17 protein-coding genes are annotated in these 14,799 nt (G+C 65.6%); 4 read left to right on the top strand and 13 right to left on the bottom strand.

Annotation, left to right across the window (positions count from 1 at the left end):
* Positions 1-43: 43 nt before the first annotated feature.
* Both lgt and rfaD read right to left on the bottom strand, forming a co-directional pair.
* The gene (gene lgt, locus ACP5M5_RS01475) at positions 44-859 is read right to left on the bottom strand and encodes a prolipoprotein diacylglyceryl transferase (RefSeq protein WP_427935058.1); all 816 of its coding nucleotides are present in this window, start codon (positions 857-859) and stop codon (positions 44-46) included.
* A complete protein-coding gene (gene rfaD, locus ACP5M5_RS01470; RefSeq protein ID WP_427935057.1) occupies positions 856-1,836 on the bottom strand; it encodes an ADP-glyceromanno-heptose 6-epimerase in 981 nt (326 codons plus the stop codon). The genes lgt and rfaD overlap by 4 nt, the downstream gene beginning before the upstream one ends.
* 67 nt (positions 1,837-1,903) lie before the next feature.
* Between rfaD and ACP5M5_RS01465 the strand changes: the two genes are divergently transcribed.
* The 3 genes from ACP5M5_RS01465 to proC all read left to right on the top strand — a co-directional run bounded on the left by ACP5M5_RS01465 (position 1,904) and on the right by proC (position 3,640).
* Positions 1,904-2,209 carry an accessory factor UbiK family protein gene (locus tag ACP5M5_RS01465; RefSeq protein WP_427935056.1) on the top strand — a complete coding sequence of 102 codons (306 nt, stop codon included), beginning with the start codon at positions 1,904-1,906 and terminating at the stop codon, positions 2,207-2,209.
* 127 nt (positions 2,210-2,336) lie between these two features.
* Complete coding sequence (locus ACP5M5_RS01460; protein WP_114913791.1) at positions 2,337-2,843, top strand: YbjN domain-containing protein; 507 nt, start codon at positions 2,337-2,339, stop codon at positions 2,841-2,843.
* Positions 2,840-3,640, top strand: coding sequence for a pyrroline-5-carboxylate reductase (proC, locus tag ACP5M5_RS01455; protein WP_427935055.1), 801 nt, complete (start codon positions 2,840-2,842; stop codon positions 3,638-3,640). The genes ACP5M5_RS01460 and proC overlap by 4 nt, the downstream gene beginning before the upstream one ends.
* 80 nt (positions 3,641-3,720) lie before the next feature.
* On the opposite strand, the gene ACP5M5_RS01450 is transcribed toward proC, so the two are convergent.
* Positions 3,721-4,959 (bottom strand): ABC transporter substrate-binding protein, encoded by a 1,239-nt coding sequence (locus ACP5M5_RS01450; protein WP_427935054.1) that lies wholly within the window; start codon positions 4,957-4,959, stop codon positions 3,721-3,723.
* A gap of 173 nt (positions 4,960-5,132) precedes the next feature.
* On the opposite strand from ACP5M5_RS01450, the gene ACP5M5_RS01445 reads away from it, so the two are divergent.
* Positions 5,133-6,239 carry a malate/lactate/ureidoglycolate dehydrogenase gene (locus ACP5M5_RS01445; protein WP_427935052.1) on the top strand — a complete coding sequence of 369 codons (1,107 nt, stop codon included), beginning with the start codon at positions 5,133-5,135 and terminating at the stop codon, positions 6,237-6,239.
* Positions 6,240-6,243: 4 nt separating this feature from the next.
* Here ACP5M5_RS01445 and ACP5M5_RS01440 read toward each other — a convergent pair whose 3' ends face one another.
* From ACP5M5_RS01440 to ACP5M5_RS01395, 10 genes are all read right to left on the bottom strand, one after another.
* Positions 6,244-7,017 carry an alpha/beta fold hydrolase gene (locus ACP5M5_RS01440; protein ID WP_427935051.1) on the bottom strand — a complete coding sequence of 258 codons (774 nt, stop codon included), beginning with the start codon at positions 7,015-7,017 and terminating at the stop codon, positions 6,244-6,246.
* Entirely contained in the window at positions 7,017-7,925 is a 909-nt protein-coding gene (locus ACP5M5_RS01435; protein ID WP_427935050.1) for a DMT family transporter, read from the bottom strand. The genes ACP5M5_RS01440 and ACP5M5_RS01435 overlap by 1 nt, the downstream gene beginning before the upstream one ends.
* Positions 7,926-7,936: 11 nt before the next feature.
* Positions 7,937-8,941: an NAD(P)H-quinone oxidoreductase gene (locus ACP5M5_RS01430; RefSeq protein WP_427935049.1), complete on the bottom strand. Its 1,005-nt coding sequence runs from the start codon at positions 8,939-8,941 to the stop codon at positions 7,937-7,939.
* A 90-nt stretch (positions 8,942-9,031) separates the two neighbouring features.
* A complete protein-coding gene (locus ACP5M5_RS01425; protein WP_427935047.1) occupies positions 9,032-10,237 on the bottom strand; it encodes an ABC transporter substrate-binding protein in 1,206 nt (401 codons plus the stop codon).
* Positions 10,234-11,202, bottom strand: a complete 969-nt coding sequence (locus tag ACP5M5_RS01420) for a branched-chain amino acid ABC transporter permease (protein ID WP_427935046.1) — start codon at positions 11,200-11,202, stop codon at positions 10,234-10,236. The genes ACP5M5_RS01425 and ACP5M5_RS01420 overlap by 4 nt, the downstream gene beginning before the upstream one ends.
* Before the next feature lie 8 nt (positions 11,203-11,210).
* A complete protein-coding gene (locus ACP5M5_RS01415; RefSeq protein WP_427935044.1) occupies positions 11,211-12,083 on the bottom strand; it encodes a branched-chain amino acid ABC transporter permease in 873 nt (290 codons plus the stop codon).
* Between the two features lie 16 nt (positions 12,084-12,099).
* Positions 12,100-12,810 (bottom strand): ABC transporter ATP-binding protein, encoded by a 711-nt coding sequence (locus tag ACP5M5_RS01410; protein WP_427935042.1) that lies wholly within the window; start codon positions 12,808-12,810, stop codon positions 12,100-12,102.
* Positions 12,794-13,630 (bottom strand): ABC transporter ATP-binding protein, encoded by an 837-nt coding sequence (locus ACP5M5_RS01405; protein WP_427935040.1) that lies wholly within the window; start codon positions 13,628-13,630, stop codon positions 12,794-12,796. Before ACP5M5_RS01405 ends, ACP5M5_RS01410 begins: the two co-directional genes overlap by 17 nt.
* 111 nt (positions 13,631-13,741) lie before the next feature.
* The gene (locus tag ACP5M5_RS01400) at positions 13,742-14,482 is read right to left on the bottom strand and encodes a tRNA1(Val) (adenine(37)-N6)-methyltransferase (RefSeq protein ID WP_427935038.1); all 741 of its coding nucleotides are present in this window, start codon (positions 14,480-14,482) and stop codon (positions 13,742-13,744) included.
* On the bottom strand, positions 14,479-14,685 hold the full coding sequence (locus ACP5M5_RS01395) for a DUF2007 domain-containing protein (protein WP_427935036.1): 207 nt from the start codon (positions 14,683-14,685) through the stop codon (positions 14,479-14,481). Before ACP5M5_RS01395 ends, ACP5M5_RS01400 begins: the two co-directional genes overlap by 4 nt.
* Positions 14,686-14,799: the final 114 nt, after the last annotated feature.

The following is a 14,799-nucleotide window of genomic DNA, read 5'->3' as shown; positions in this document are numbered from 1 at the left end:
AGAAAAGTTTTTTTGCTTCTTTTTCTTCAGAAAAAGAAGGTTCTTATTTCAACTTTCGTTGTTTCTTTCTAATCGACTGAAAAATAAGAAAAGCACCAACGATCAGCATTGGCAGGCTGAGCAACTGCCCCATCGTCAGGCCACCGGCGAGAAAGCCGAGAAACGCATCCGGGGCGCGGAAGAGTTCGCCGAACATGCGCGCGATGGCGTAGCCGGCAAGGAAAACGCCACTCAACAGACCAAACCGCGCCCGCACCTGTACCCGGCGGGAGAGAAAAAACAGCACAAGAAAAAGCACCACCCCCTCGAGTAGCGCCTGATAAAGCTGGCTCGGATGGCGTGGCTCGGGTCCGGCTTGGGGAAAAATCATCGCCCAGGGCAGCCATGCCGGCGCCGGCCGCCCCCAGAGTTCGCCGTTGATGAAATTGGCGATCCGCCCGAAGCCGAGCCCGATCGGCGCGCAGACGGCGAGCCGGTCGGCGAAGCCGAGCAAGTTGATGGCGTGGCGGCGGGCGAACCAGATGGTTGCGAGGACAACGCCGAGCATCCCGCCGTGAAAACTCATCCCGCCGTGCCAGACCTCGAGGATACTGAGCGGATGGGAGAAATACGCGGACGGCTGATAGAACAAGACATAGCCGAGCCGCCCGCCAAGGACGACGCCAAGCGTTGCCCAGCTCAGAAAATCATCGACCTGTTCGGGTGTCGCAACAGATGGGGCGAGCCCGACGAGGCGGCGCATCAGCCGCCAGCCGATGACGAGGCCGAGAATATAGGCGAGCGCATACCAGCGGATCGCGAAGGGCCCGAAATGCAGCATCACCGGGTCGAAACCGGGATAGAGCAGAACCGGGATCATCGATAGGGATCGGGGGCGCGGAGAAAGTCCTTCACATAACGCGAGACCCCGGCCTCCAGCGTGGTGAATGGGGCGGTGTAGCCTGCCTTGCGCAGCCGATCCATCCGCGCTTCGGTAAAAGACTGATATTGGCCGCGCAACGCCTCGGGCATGGCGATGAACTCGATCTCATCGGGCGCGCCCCAGGCGGCGGCGACCGCGGCGGCGAGTTCGCGATAGCTGCGCGCAACGCCAGTGCCGAGATTAAAGAGCCCGTTCACCTCAGGGTGGGCACCGAGCCAGAGCATGACCTCGACGACGTCCCCCACCCAGATGAAATCGCGTTTCTGCTCGCCGTCCTTGATCCCCTCCCGGTCGGCGCGGAACAGGCGCGGCTTCTGCCCGGCGGCGATCTCGTCGGATTTTACTTTGACGACCGAGACCATCCCGCCCTTGTGATATTCATTCGGGCCATAGACGTTGAAGAATTTCAGCCCCACCCATTGTGGCGGGCGCGGCCGGCCGGCCTCGACTTCGCCCGCGACCCAGAGATCGAAGGCATGCTTGCTCCAGCCGTAGAGGTTGAGCGGGCGAAGGCGCCGGAGGGCCGCAAGATCGAGCGCGTCGTCGAACCCCTCGCTGCCATCGCCATAGGTCGCCGCCGAGGAGGCATAAACGAGACGTACGCCGCGCGCCGCACACCACACCCAGAGGCGCTGCGACAGCGCGACGTTGGTCTCCCAGACGAGATCGCCGTCCGTGACCGTGGTCGCGCTGATCGCGCCGAGATGAAAAACCATCTCGAGCGGCGGATGGCGCGCGAGAAACTCGTCCAATCCCTCGGGGGGGATGATTTGCACCGGCGGATGGGCGCGGAGATTGCGCCATTTGCCCCCGTGCCGCAGCCGGTCGACGATTACGGTTTCGGCGCCTTGCTTGGCCAGCGCCGCCTGCAGATGAGAGCCGATGAACCCTGCGCCGCCCGTGACGAGAATCATGGGGAGGGTTATAAGGAGATCAGCGGGGCGGCGGAAGCCGTCTCCGCCGGTGAAGGAGTATCGTGCGATGAATGAGCGTCCACGCCTGTTCGATGACCTTGCCGGGATCGCCGGCGGCGCGCTTTCGGCGGTGGTTGGCCTGCGCGACGAAGCCGAATCGCTAGCTCGAGCCAAGGTGGAGGCCATCGTCCGCCGGCTCGATCTCGTGCAACACGAGGAGATCGCAGCGATCGGCGAGATGGCCGCCAATGCCCGCGCCGGCCAGGAGGAAATGGCGGCGACGCTGGCCGCGGCGCTTGCTCGCCTCGCCGCCCTCGAGCACCGAGTCGCGGCGCTAGAGGCGAATGCCAACGCCGCCGAAAGCGACAGTTAGCGCCAAAGAACGGGAATTGCTTGCAGCCCGTGCCACCCTCGCTTTAGGGTGGTTGCGCAGAGACCCGGGGGGCGCGTGACCGCCGCCCCCTTCCGACCCGGCCTTCCTTGTGATGGGAGACCTCGCCATGACCGCTCTCTCCCCCCCTTCCGAACAGACCCGTTCCGCCAACCCGCTCGATACGCTGGAACAGATCGCGAGCGCCAATGACTGGGCGTTCGATCGCCGCAGCGAATCGGAAATGGCCGCCGAGGCACCGGGCAAATGGTGTGATTACGGGCTCTATTTCAGTTGGTCGCACGAAATCAGCGCGATGCACTTCACCTGCGCGTTCGACCTCAAAGTCCCCGAGCGCCGGCGCGGCGCGCTCTATGAGCTGCTGGCGCTCGCCAATGAGCGGCTCTGGATCGGCCATTTCGGTCTCGACCCCGATGATGGGATGCCGCTCTTCCGCCATGCCATGCTGCTCCGTGGCACCCAGGGCGCCTCGGCCGAAAGCCTAGAAGATATGGTGGATATCGCGCTGACCGAGTGCGAGCGCTTCTTCCCCGCCTTCCAATTCACCCTCTGGGGCGGCAAAAGCCCGGCGGACGCGTTGCAAGCGGCGATGCTGGACTGCGTGGGCGAGGCGTGAGCGGCTCTCTCCCGCAGTTGCTGCTCGTCGGCTGCGGCAGGATGGGCGGGGCCTTGCTCGCCGGCTGGCATGAGGCCGGGCTCAGCGAGGTATTGGTCGTCGATCCGGCGCGGCCGGACATTGCCCCGCCGGCCCGCGTGGTGGCCGAGGCCGCCGATATCCCCGCCGATTTCGCCCCTGCCGCCGTCATTCTCGCGGTGAAGCCCCAGCAAGCGGCGACAACCCTTCCTGCTTACGCCCGCTTTGCCGGGCGCGCGGTGTTTCTCTCGATCATGGCCGGGCGCGGCATCGCCGGCATGCGTCGGCTGCTCGGGGCGCAGGCAGCGATCGTTCGCGCCATGCCCAACACCCCGGCGGCGATTGGCGAAGGGATCAGCGCTGCCTGCGCCGGCGACGAGGTTGATGCCGCGGCGCGCGCGCTTTGCGAGCGGCTGCTCGCTGCCGTCGGCGAGGTCGTCTGGGTCGAGCGGGAGGGCGATCTCGATGCCGTCACCGCGGTTTCCGGCTCTGGCCCGGCCTATGTCTTCCTGCTCGCCGAATGGCTGGAACGCGCCGCCATCGCCGAAGGGTTGGCGCCCCCCCTCGCCCGGCGCTTGGCGCGGCGGACGGTCGCCGGGGCCGGCGCGCTGCTCGCGGCAAGCGGGGAGGATGCGCAGAGCCTGCGTGAGGCCGTTACCAGCAAAGGTGGCACCACCGAAGCCGCACTCGCGATTTTGATGGCGCCTGGGGCGCTGCCGCAGCTTCTGCCCAAAGCCGTCGCCGCCGCCGCCGCCCGCTCCCGCGAGCTGGCGGAGTAAATCAGGTTAAGAGAAAAGAGGTTCTTTTTTGAAAAAAGAACCAAAAAACTTTTTCCGATGGCCTCGGTGGCGCGGCGCGCTCACGCGTGAATGAATGGGCAGCCGCCTTCGGCGAGCGGGCGGAAGGCTTGGTCGCCGGGCGTGGTCGCGACCAATGTGTAATAATCCCATGGCGCCTTGCTTTCGGCGGGGGCTTTGACACGAAAAAGATAGGCGGGATTGAGATTGCGGCCATCCTCGCGGATATGCCCGCTGCCATAGGCGTCGTCCTCCCAGGGCGTCGCTTTCATGCGCGCAACCGTCGCGCGGCCATCTTGCTTTGCGGCGTCGATCCCCATCGCCGCGGCCACCTTGAGATAATGCATGGTCGCCGAATAGCAGCCCGCCTGCTCGAAGTTCGGCTTCGCGCCGGCCGGCATTTTCGGCTGCACGCGGGCGCTGAAGGCGCGGGTTTTGTCGTTCAGATCCCAGTAAAACGGCTCGGTGAGCAAGGTTCCCTGCGCCACCGCGAGACCGAGGGCATGAACGCCGGAAATGGTGAGCAATAGGCCGGCAACCTGCATCGATTGCGTCAGGCCAAACTCATGCGCCTGCTTGATGCAATTCACGGTGTCATCACCGGCATTGGCAAGGCCGAGCACTTTCGCACCCGAAGCCTGCGCCTTGAGCATCAGCGAGGAAAAATCGGTAGTGCCAGGGAACGGATAGGCCGAGGCGCCAAGTACCGTGCCGCCTGCTGCCTTGACGACCGCGCTGGTCTGATCCTGAAGATTATGGCCGAAGACGTAATCGGCGGTAAGAAAATACCAGCTCGTGCCGCCGGCTTTCACCGTCGCCCCGCCGGTCGATTTGGCGAGCATATAGGTGTCATAGGCCCAATGGATGGTGTTGGGGCTGCATTGCTTGCCGGTCAGCTCGGCGGTGCCGCCGCCGCTATTGATATAGACGCGGTTTTTCTCGCGGCAAATATTGGCGACCGCGAGCGCGACCGAGGAGGTTGGCACATCGAGGATCATGTCGATGTTTTCGCGATCACACCATTGCCGCGCGATGGTGGCGCCGACATCAGGGTTGTTGCGATGATCGGCGGTCAGCACCTCGACCGCGAATCCCTTGCCGGGGACACCAAAATCCTCCAGCGCTTGGTTGACGCAGGCAACCGAGCCGGGGCCGCTGACATCGCGATAGGGGCCAGACATGTCGTTCATCACGCCGATGCGCAGCACCGGCCCCGCCGCAGCGGCGCGGCGCGCCAGCGCGCCGGCGAACGAGGCACCGATCAGGGTCGAGCCGAGCATGCGGCGGCGTGTGATGGCCACGTGGTTTTCCTTTTCTTCCGGCGGGGCCAGCAAGCATGGAGGCGGGGGCAAACCCTGTCAACGTGGTGGCGCGGCCCAGGTTTCGGCTTATCCTCCTCGGCTATCCTCCCCCTGGGCGGAAGGCGTGGCGGGCGCTAAACCGGGGAGGAAAACCGCCCAAGGGAGAAAGCGCCGTGTCCGATCATGCCCCCCACCCTACCAGCATCGCCGTGCCTGCCGCGCGCTTGCAGGCCTATGTCGCCGAGATTTTCGCCGCCGCCGGCTGCGAGGCCGAGGAAGCGGCGCGGATCGGGCGTTATCTGGTTTCGGCCAATCTCGCCGGGCACGACAGCCACGGTGTCATCCGAGTGCCGCGCTATGTCGCGTGGCTCAAGGAGGGCGCGGTGCGCGCCGGGCAAAGCCTCACCATCGTTCAGGAAACGCCGAGCCATGCCGTCGTCGATGGCAATTGCGGGTTTGGCCAAACCGTCGGGCCGCTCGCCGTCGATCTCGGCATCGTGAAGGCGAAAGCAACCGGCCTTGCCGCGATCGCGCTGCGCCGGGCGGGGCATCTCGGGCGCATCGGCGATTGGGGCGAGCGTGCCGCCGAAGCCGGGCTCCTCTCGCTCCATTTCGTCAATGTCGCCGGCGGCGAATTGACCGCGCCGTTCGGCGGCGTCTCGCGGCGCTTCGCGACCAACCCGATCTGCATCACCGTGCCGCGCGCCCGCGGCGTATCGCTGGTGCTCGATTTCGCGACCTCGCGCGTCGCCGAGGGCAAGGTGCTGGTCGCCTCGCAAGGCGGCAAGAAAGTGCCCGACGATTCGCTGATTGGCCCCGATGGCACGATTTCCGGCGACCCGCGTCTCCTCTATGGCGAGATCGAGGGCACGCATCTGCGCGACGCGACCAAGGGCAAGGGCGCGCTTCGCACATTCGGTGAGCATAAGGGCTCGGGGTTGGCCTTCATGTGCGAACTTCTTGCCGGCTGCCTCACGGGTGGCGCAACGTCGGGGCCGATGCCGGAGGGGCCGCGGCGGATCACCAATGGCATGCTCTCGCTCTATATCGATCCCGGCCATTTCGCCGGCGCCGGCTTCGCGCGCGCGGTCGAGGACTATGCCGCTTACGTGAAAGCCGCACAGCCAGCGAGCCCGGGCGGCGAAGTGCTGCTCCCTGGCGAGCCGGAAACCCGCACGCGGGAAGCGCGCCTTGCCGCCGGTATCCCACTTTCGCGGGAAACCTGGGCGGCGATCGGCGCGACGGCGGCCGAACTCAAGGTTCCGCCGCCTTCGCTTTGACCGGTCAGGACAGGAGTGGGTCGAGAAAAGCGGCGATCGCGGCGAGAAACCCCTCCGGGTCATCGGCGTGAAGCCAGTGCCCGGCCTGTTTCAAGGTCACGACGCGGGCATGGGGAAAGAACGCGCGGATCGCCGGGCGGTATTCCGAGCGAACGTAATCCGACCGCCCGCCGGTGAGAAACAGCGTCGGCCCGGCATAGGTCGCGCCAAGGGGGGCCTCCCAGGATTCGATCGCCGGCATTGCCGCCGCGATCTCGGCAAGACCGAGCCGCCATGACGGCGCGGCGCCAAAGCGGAGACTATGGAGCAGGAATTGGCGGAGCGGCGCCGAAGGCACCGCCTCGGCGAGTGCCGCCTCGGCGGCGGCGCGGGTGAGCGCGGGCGACAGCGGCAATGCCCGCATCGCTGCGACATAAGCGCGATGGCCGTGGCTCGGATAGGGGACCGGGGCGATATCGCAGACGGCAAGCCGGCTCACCGCCGCCGGCGCCGCGAGCGCGAGGCGCATCGCGACCTTGCCGCCCATCGAATGCCCAACCACCGCCGCCGGCAACGCGCCGAGCGCCGTCAGCGTTTCGCGCACATCCTCGGCGAGCGTCGCGTAATCCATCCCGGCGGCGCGCGGGCTTTCGCCATGATTGCGCAAATCGAGCGCGAGCACGCGAAAGTGCGCGGCGAGCCGGCGCTGGATGGTCGCAAAATTGCGCGCCGAGCCGAACAGCCCGTGCAGGATGGCAACCGTCGGCCCGGCGCCGGCTTCGATCACATGCAAACGCATCAGCGCCTCCCCCCCCTCCCCGGCCAGACCGCGACCAAAACCCCGCCCAAGATCAGCGCGGCACCACTCGCGAGATCGGCGTCCAGTTTTTCACCAAGAAAGGCCGCCGAGAGCAGAAGCCCGACCGCTGGTGTCGCGAGAAACCCGACCGAGGCGACGACCGAGGGCAACGTCATCGCCGCTTGCATCACGCACCAGGTGCCGATCGGCCCGCCGATCAGGCCGATGAAGCCGAGGGCCGCGAGCCCGGCCGATGTCCAGCGCCCGACCCCGCCATGCGCCATCGCCAGCGGCAGAAGCAGGGCTGAGGCGATCGCGAAACACCACGGCAGCAAAGCAAACATCGAGCTTTGCGGCGGATAGCGCCGCACCGCGATGATCGCGAGCGACCATGATCCGGCCGCGCCGAGTAAAAACAGGTTGCCTGCGAGAACCCCGGCGTGATGCCAATCGAACGCCCAGGGGCCGACGAGGACGATGATCCCGGCGAGCCCGATCAGGGTCGCGAGCCAACGGCGCGGCGGAATCGTCTCGTGCAGCACGAGAAGCGAAAGGGGCACGACGAAAATCGTCGTGGTGTTGGAAAGGATCGCAGTGCGCCCGGCCGGGACATAGGCGATGGCGGCATGGGCGAGGGCGAAGAAACCGGCGATCTGCAAGACGCCGACCGCAAGCAGCGCCGGCAGATCGGCACGCAGCGGCCAACGCAGGCGTCCGAGCGCGCCAAGCAGCACGAACGCCGCCAAGCCCGAAAGCGCCGCCCGCCCGAGCCCGAACCAGAGCGGTGCCGCCCCGGCATTGATCGCGACCTTGGTCACCGGCCACGCACCACCCAAAAGTACCACCGCGCCCGCGAGTTGCGCGATCCCCGCCGGGGAAATCTCTCCGGCGCGCCCGCCACACGTCATCCTCGGCGCCTTCAGGCGCCGACGCGGAGCATGATCTTGCCGATATGAGCACTCGTCTCCATCAAGGCGTGCGCGGCCCTTACCTCACCGAGCGGAAACACCGCATGGATCACCGGCCCGGCGCGTCCGGCCTCGAGCAGCGGCCAGACCGTCTCGTGCAACGCCTTGGCGATCGCCGCCTTTTCCTCCGACGAGCGCGGCCGCATGGTCGAGCCGGTGATGGTGAGGCGTTTGGTCATGACGTGGGTGAGATCGAATTTTTCCACTTTCGGGCCGCCGAGAAAAGCGATCAGCACCAGCCGCCCACCCTTGGCGAGGGAACGCAGATTGGCCGCGGCATAGGGCCCGCCGACCATGTCGAGCACGACATCGACGCCAGCGCCATCGGTCAGGCGGGCGATTTCGGCGGCGAAATCCTGGGTGCGGTAATTGATCGCGGCCGCCGCCCCGAAGCGAAGGCAGGCGGCACATTTCTCATCGGTTCCGGCAGTGGCGTAGGCGGTCGCGCCAAAGGCGGCCGCGAGCTGGATCGCCGTCACCCCGATGCCGCTGGTGCCGCCATGGATCAGCACCCGCTCGCCCGGCTGGAGACGGCCAAGCTGAAAAAGATTAGCCCAGACGGTGAAATAGGTCTCGGGCAAGGCGCCGGCGCGGATCGCGTCATAGCCGGATGGCCAGGGAAGACACTGCCCCTCGGGCACGGCGCAATATTCCGCATACCCACCGCCATTGGCGAGTGCCGCAACGCGATCGCCGATCCTCCAGCGCCCTGCCCCCGCGCCGAGGCCAACCACTTCGCCCGCAACCTCTAGGCCGAGAATCGGGCTCGCATTCGGCGGCGGCGGATAAAGGCCGCGACGCTGCTGGATATCGGGGCGGTTGACGCCGGCGGCGGCAACCCGGATCAGCACCTCGCCGGCGCTTGGGTCCGGCCGCGGCCCGGTCGCGAGATGCATCACCTCCGGCCCGCCGGCGCCTTCGGTTGCGATATGCTGCATGGTTGTTGGAAGTGTCATCGTCGTTCTCCAGCCTCTGTCGCCAGAGGGTAGAGGGATGCTGCGGGCGGCGTCCAGCCCCGCCGCCCGCATGGGAGACCGCGCCCTGGCTCAGGAGCCGTTGCCCTCGATGATCTCCCCAAAGCGCTCCCAGGTCTTGCCGTTCCAGCGCGAGAGCTGCAACTGACGCAGCGGATGGTAATTGGTCGGGCTGGTGTTGACCGTAATCCCCGGGAGCAGCACCGGAATTTCGAGCGCGTGAATATTGGTCGCCTGCTTCATCACGTTCTCGCGTGAGAGATCGTTGCCGCATTCCTTGAGGACATGGGCGAGCGTCATCGCGACGGCATAGCCATAGGTATAATTGCCATCGGTCTTGTCGGCGCCGGGCATGTATTTGTCCATGAAGGCGAGCCAGTCCTTCATCCCCTGATCGTTGGCCCAAGCAGGATCGGTGCTGTCTTTGAGATAGCCGCCGGTGATGATGCCGACCGCTTTTTCGACCCCCGCCGGCTTCAGCACGGCACCCACCGAGATCGAGACATTGGTGAGAAACTCGGTCGGATGCCAGTTGATGTCATAGACTTTGCGCACAATTTGCGCCGCGAATTTCGGGGTCGCGAAAATCATCAACGTGTCAGCGCCGGACGCTTGCAGCGTCACCACCTGCTGGTCGGTGGTGGGGTCGGTGACCTCGTAGGAAATATCCTTCACCACCATCTTCGCGTATTTGTCGCCGAAAATGTCTTTCACTCCGTTGACGTAATCCTTGCCGAAATCATCGTTCTGATAAATGATCGCAACCTTGGCGTCGGGCTTCGTTTTCAAAACGTATTTGGCGTAGATTTGTGCCTCCACCCGATAGCTCGGCTGATAGCCGATGGTCCACGGGAAATGCTGGTAATCGCCCCATTTGTCAGCCCCTGAGGCGACGAAAAGCTGCGGCACTTTCTTCATATTGAGATATTTCTGCACCGCCGTTTGGGTCGGCGTGCCGAGCCCGTTGAACATGAAGGCAACGCCCTCCTGCTCGACCAGCATGCGCGTCTGCTCGACGGTTTTTGGCGGGCTGTAGCCATCATCAACCGACATCAGGTTGATCTTGCGGCCATTGATCCCGCCTTGGTCATTAATCATCTTGAAATAGGCAACTTCCGCCCGGCCATCGGCGCCATAGGCCGAGGCTGGGCCGCTATAGGGCATGGTGCCGCCGATCTTGATCTCGGTGGCGGTGACGCCCGGCATATCGCCGGCGCGCGTTGCCCCGGCGGCAAACCCGATCGCAAGCAGGAAAGCAGCGAATATGAGGTGTTTCATGACGTTTCTCCCTGGTGTGTTGGCGCGCGCCGCAGGCCCATCACGCGGCGCGCGAGCCCGGCAAAACCCGCCGGCAGAAGATAGAGGAAAGCGATCAGGATGATCCCGTAAATCGCACCGGGCGCGGCTTTCGAGATTTTGTCGGCGAAGTTCGGGATGAAGACAATGAAGATCGCGCCGAAGACTGCACCGAGAAGCGAGGTGATGCCGCCTACCACGAGGCCGACGAACAGCGTGATCGAGACGAAAACCGAAAAACTGTCGGGGGCGACGAATTGCACCGCGATCGCGCCGAGCGCGCCGGCGATGCCGGTATACATGGCGCTCACCGCGAAGGTGCGGGTCTTGAGTAGCGCGAGATCGACCCCCATCGCCTCAGCGGCCAGCGCATGATCGCGCACGGCGCGCATCGCAAGCCCGATCCGCCCGCGCAAAAGATTGCGCGCGAGCAGAAACAGCACCGCCGCCACCGCGAGCGTGAACAGATAAAGCCATTGATCCTGGCTGAGCTTCAAGCCGAACGGCGGATCCGGCTTGCCGATCACGATGCCCTGGACACCGCCGGTCCAAGCCTCGAGCGCCTTGTATTTCAGCAGTTGCGGCACCGCGATCGCGAGCGCAAAGGTCGCGAGCGCGAGATAGAGCCCGCCGAGCCGCAGCGCCGGAAAACCGAAAGCAAAGCCGAAGCCGGCGCAAATGAGCGCCGCGATCGGCAGCGTCGCCCAATAGGGCACGTCGAAATTCGCCATCAGAATCGCCGCGGTATAGGCGCCGACGGCATAGAACGCGCCATGGCCGAGCGAGATCTGGCCGGTATAGCCGGTCAGCATGTCAAGCCCGAGAATGGCGATCGCGTAGGCCGCCACCATGGTCAATTGAAACAGCCGATAATCGCTGAGCAGAAAGGCGGGTGTCGCGGCCAGCACGAGAATGACGGGAATGAAAAAATCTGATCTTTGCGTCACGGTCATTGCTACACCCGGCTGACGATGGCGCGGCCGAAAAGCCCCGCCGGTTTGAGAATGAGAACCGCGAGAATAATGATCAGCGCGAGCGTGAGCTTGAGTTCGGGGCCGACCAGATAGGCGCCCGCGAGATTTTCGATGACGCCCACCGCGAAGCCGCCGATCACCGCGCCGAGGGGATTATCGATCCCGCCGAGGAGTGCTCCGGCAAAGGCGTATAACAAAATGCCGGACATCATGCTGGGATCGAGAAAAACGATTGGCGCGACCATCATCCCGGCAATCGCCCCAATCGCCGCAGCAAGCCCCCAGCCAAGCGCCAGCATCCAGCCGACCTGTATCCCAACCAGCCGGCTCGAGGCCGGATTGAAGGCCGCGGCGCGCATCGCGAGACCGAGTTTCGTGAAGCGGAAAAACCCGTAGACCAATGCGAGCACGACGAGCGTCACCAGCGTTGCGCCGACCTCGTGTGGTGAGGCCCAGCCGCCGAGCGCGTGGCTGGTTTCGGGAAAGGGGCTCGGAAAAGCTTTCACCGAATAGGAAAAAATCCATCCCGTGACGCTATTGAAAATCAGCAGCAGGCCAATGAAAACGCCGACCGAGGACAACACCGGCGCCTGCGCCATCGGGCGCATCAGGACGCGTTCGATGACGACGCCGATCGCGAACGAAATCACGACGGTGAGCAAAAACGCAAGCCAGTAAGAAAGTCCACCATCGATCAGAGTGAGGGCGATATAGGTGGAAAAAGTCGCCATCTCGCCTTGCGCGAAATTCACGTGATGCGTCGCCTGATAGATCATCACCAGCGCGAGAGCGACGCTGGCATAGATGCCGCCGGTCGCAACGCCCGAGAGGATTTGGTGCAACAAGGCCTGCATCCGGCGCGCCCCTTCGCTAATAGCCGAGATAAGAGTGGCGGATCGCCGCGTTTTCGCGCATCTCCACGGCACTGCCCGAGAGCATGATCCGCCCGGTTTCCAGCAGATAAGCATGATCGGCAAGCGCCAGCGCGAGATTGGCGTTCTGCTCGACGATCAGCATGCTCATGCGTTCTTCCCGGTTGATCCGGCCAAGAATGGCAAACATCTCGGCGACGATCAGCGGCGCGAGACCAAACGAGGGCTCGTCGAGCAAAAGCAATTTCGGACGCAAGAGCAGCGCCCGCGCGATCGCCAGCATCTGCTGCTCGCCGCCCGAAAGCGTGCCCGCCTGCTGGCGCAAGCGCTCGCGGAGCTTGGGGAAATAGCCGAACATGCGCTCGATGTCGCCGCCGACCGTGCGATCGCGGCGGCTGATCGCGCCGAGCCGGAGATTTTCCTCGACCGTGAGTTCGAGAAACGTCCCGCGCCCGTCTGGGACATGGGCGATCCCACGCCGCGCGATCGCTTCCGTCGCACGCCCCGCGATCGCGTCACCATCAAAGACGATATCGCCGCGCACACGCACCATGCCCGAAATGGCGCGCAGCGTCGTCGTCTTGCCGGCGCCATTGGCCCCGAGCAGTGCCGTGACCCCGCCCGAGGCAACGGCGAAATCGATTCCATGCAGCACTTCGGTCTCGCCATAGAAAGCGTGAAGAGCGGTGACTTCAAGCAGCGCTGGCATCGGCGCCGTCTCCGAGATAGGCGCGGATCACCCGCGGTTCGCGGCGCACCTCGTCCGGCGTGCCGTCGGCGATCTTGCTACCGAATTCCAGCGCAACCACCTTGTCTGAAATGCGCATGACCAGATTCATGTGGTGTTCGACGAGAAGGATGGTGAGCGCGAAGCGATCGCGAATCTCCTGCAAGAGATCGGCGAGGGCCGCGACCTCGTCGTGATTGAGGCCGCCGGCTGGCTCGTCGAGCAAAAGCAGTTTCGGGGCGCCGATCAAAGCGCGCGCCAGCTCGACCCGCTTTTGCGTCCCGAACGGCAAGCCGGCGACCGGACTATCGGCGACGGCGGCGAGATCGAGGCGATCGAGAAGGTCATCGAGCCGCACCGCCGCCGCCCGCGCCTCGCGTGCAACCCTCGGCAGCGCGAGCGCATTCGCAAGAAAACCGGAGCGGCCGAGGTGATGGGCGCCGACCAGGATGTTCTCGCGCACCGTCATGCTGCGGAACAGGGCGACATTCTGAAAGGTGCGGCCGATGCCAAGCCCGGCGAGCCGCGCACGCGCAACCGCGGCGAGATCATGGCCGTCGAAGGTGATCCTGCCGGCGCCGTAGCGATAAATCCCGCTGATACAGTTGAAAAGCGTGGTTTTGCCGGACCCGTTCGGCCCGATCAGGCCACAGATCTGGCCGCGCCCGACCTCGAACGACACGCCGGCCAGCGCTTGCACGCCGCCGAAGCGCACCCTCACCCCCTCGACCCGCAGCAAAAGCGCCGCCGCTGCGGCGGCAGTCAGGCGTGGGACGGCATCCGTCTCCGCTTCTCCTCGCACGAAACCCCCTGTTGACGCTGGGCTTGCCGCCCCGCTTACCGCCGAGCTTAGACGCCCGCCGTCACCCGCTGCAAGCGGCGTTCTGCGCCCGCGCCCAATGCCGGCGCGGCATCAGCCGAGCACGAGCCCGGCACCGTGACGAAGAACGGCTTCGGCGGCGTCGGTGAACCGGCCGGTCTCGTCATGGAGCACGAGGCCGGGGAGAATCTGCTCGCCACCGGTGGCCCCTTTGCGTGCCTGGAGCAGCATCAGCCGCGCCGGACGCCCGGCGCGCGGCCAAAGCGGCAGCACACGGGCGGCGCCCAGGCCAGCGGCGGCAGCAGCAGCAAGCGCGCGCCCGAGCTGTGCCGCGGGCAGGATGAGCGTCACGCTGCCGCGCCGCCGCAGCCGCGCCGCGAGCGCCACGACCCACCGCGCCGGCAGATCCGCCGCCGCGATCTTCGCCGCCCGCCGCGAGGGGTGCGGCGATGGGGTGCCGGCACCGTCATGCCAGGGCGGGTTCGCGCAGACGTGATCGAAACTCTCCCCGGCGATGGGCGGGGCGGTGATATCCCCGGCGAGGATCGCAAGCCGCGCCGCCCAGCCATTGGCGGCGATATTGCGGGCGGCCAGCGCCGCCAACGCCGGATCGCGCTCGATGCCGCACCCGCTGATCCCGGGCAGCCGGGCGGCAAGGCAAAGCAGCGCCGCCCCGGCGCCGCAGCCGGCTTCGAGCACGCGCTCTTGCGCCCGCGCCGGCACCGCCGCGGCGAGCAGAACCGGCTCGATGCCGCTCCGGAAGCCATCGCGCGGCTGGCTATAGACGACCCGCCCGCCGAGCAGAAATCCGTTTGTTTCCGGCGCCTCGCTCACCCCTCGCCGGCCTCGGCGAGAATCCGCCGGGCGCGCTCGGCATCGATGTCGGCAACCATCAGGCGGCGGGGAATGGCACCGATGCTGCCCTCGATCGCGCTGGCATGGGCATCGAGAAGCCGCGTCTCGATGCCGGCATCGGCGAGGAGAACTTGGAGGAAACTCAGCCGCACGGCGTCGTTGGAGCGGGCGATGATTTGCATTCCGCGATTCCTTGACCCTCTTTCCAGCGCGCCGATATCGTGCGAGAGAGCGCCATGCAACCGAGCGGAGCCCCTTCCCTCGCAACTTTTGGCCCTCGCAACTTTTGGCCAGGA

The organism is Acidibrevibacterium sp. (assembly GCF_049965395.1).
Taxonomy (GTDB): Bacteria; Pseudomonadota; Alphaproteobacteria; order Acetobacterales; family Acetobacteraceae; genus Acidibrevibacterium; species Acidibrevibacterium fodinaquatile.
This window is presented reverse-complemented; position numbering and strand designations above follow the sequence as displayed.